Origin of the sequence: Pannonibacter sp. I15F10I1 (genome assembly GCF_900185665.1) — a bacterium.
GTDB classification, from domain to species: domain Bacteria; phylum Pseudomonadota; class Alphaproteobacteria; order Rhizobiales; family Stappiaceae; genus Pannonibacter; species Pannonibacter indicus.
On the sequence record NZ_FYAN01000010.1, the window covers coordinates 1 to 2,035 of the forward strand.

General features: G+C 66.3%; 1 protein-coding gene. It reads left to right on the forward strand.

What is annotated here, in order from left to right; all coding sequences use genetic code 11:
* On the forward strand, positions 1-1,997 hold a 1,997-nt coding region (locus IF10I1_RS08590; protein WP_208977115.1), incomplete at its 5' end, for a tripartite tricarboxylate transporter permease.
* Between the last annotated feature and the right edge of the window lie 38 nt (positions 1,998-2,035).

Genomic DNA, 2,035 nt, shown 5'->3' on the forward strand with positions numbered 1-2,035 from the left:
CCGTGATTGACACGTTACTGTCTGCGCTTGGCACGCTTTTGTCTTTCCAGCACCTGTTCTACATGCTCATCGGTGTGTCCGTGGGGCTTGTGATCGGGGTGATCCCCGGTCTTGGCGGCATCGCCGGGCTGTCGCTGCTGATCCCCTTTCTCTATGGCATGAACGAGATCAGCGCGCTGGCGATGCTGATCGGGCTTGTCGCCGTGATACCGACCTCGGACACGTTCTCCTCGGTGCTGATGGGCATTCCCGGCTCCTCCGCCAGCCAGGCCACCGTGCTCGACGGCTTTCCGCTGGCCCGGCAGGGGCAGGCGGCGCGGGCCCTGTCGGCCGCCTTCATCTCCTCCATGGCGGGGGGCATTTTCGGCGCCATCATCCTGACCGGCTTTGTCGTCATCGCCCGGCCGCTGATCCTCTCCTTCGGCTCGGCGGAGCTGTTCATGCTGGCGCTCTTCGGCCTGTCCATGGTGGCGGTGCTGGCCGGGCGCAGCCTTGCCAAGGGGCTGGCGGCCTGCTGCATCGGCCTGATCATCGGCTCCATCGGCGGGGCGCCGGCCACCGGCGAGTTCCGCATGATCTTCGGCTTCGACTATCTGTATGACGGCATTCCGCTGGTCATCGTCGGCCTCGGCTTCTTCGCCATTCCCGAGATCGCCGATCTCCTGCGCAAGAACTCCGCCATCGCCTCGGGCAATGCCCTTGGCTCGGGCTGGTTCCAGGGCATCCGCGACTGGTGGGCCAATATCTGGCTGTCCGCCCGCTGCTCCGGCTTCGGCTGCATCATCGGCGCCATTCCTGGCCTTGGCGGCTCGGTCGTCGACTGGATCGCCTATGGCCATGCGGTCCAGACCGTCAAGAAGGACCCGCAGTTCGGCAAGGGCGACATCCGCGGCGTCATCGCCCCGGAAAGCTCCAACAACGCCATGCAGGGCGGCGCCCTGCTGCCCACCATGCTGTTCGGCATTCCCGGCTCCGGCGCCATGGCCGTCTTCCTCGGCGGCATGGTCCTGCTCGGCATCCAGCCCGGCCCCTCCATGGTGGGGGCGGACCTCAACATCACCTATTCGGTGATCTGGTCGCTGGCGCTCGCCAATGTCATGGGCGCGGGCATCTGTCTGGCCCTGGCCATTCCCATCGCCAAGCTGACCCAGATCCCGTTCCAGCGCCTTGCGCCCTTCATGATCGTGCTGATCTGCTTTGCCGCCTTCCAGGCCACCCGCTCGCTCGCTGATCTCGTGGCGCTGCTGTGCCTCGGCGTCCTCGGCGTGCTGATGAAGCGCTTCGGCTGGCCGCGCCCGGCGCTGCTGATCGGCTATGTGCTCGCCCCCCAGGCCGAGACCTATCTCTATCAGGCGCTGCAGTTCAACGGCTGGGACTTCGTCTTCCGCCCGGGCGTCATCGCCATCGCCCTGATGACGCTGGCCTCCATCTGGTTCGGCCTGCGCAACCGCATCGACGAGCACGGCCATGTGGTGCCCAACGTGGATGATGCGCCCGACGTGCCGTCCCTGCGCGCGCATCTGCCCCAGATCACCTTCGCCGTGGCCATGGCAGGGGCCTTGCTGATCGCCCTCAACGACGCGCTCCGCCATGACTTCCTCGCCCAGGTCTTCCCCCTGTCCGTTTCCATCATCGGGCTGGTGATGCTGGCCATCCTGATCCCGCAGCTGGTGCGGGGCAAGACCGGGCATCACTCGCATTTCGATGCGGAACTGACGGGCGATCACGTCGGCCAGCCGGGCATCGGCAACCTGTGGGGCGGCCTTGCCTGGATCGCGGGCCTCGTCGGCCTCACCGCCCTCATCGGCTTCTATGGCGCGCTGCTGCTGTTCTTCCCCGTCTTCCTCATCGTCAGGGCAAGGGCAGGACTGCTGGCAACCCTCCTGATGACCGCAGGGGCCGCCGGCGTCATCCTCACCCTCGCATGGGCCCTCTCCCTCAACTTCCCGTCAGGCATGCTGCAGGACGCAATGGACCTGCCCTGGCCATTCCGCTAAGCAAAAACCTGACCCGCCCGGAACAAACGGGCGGGTCA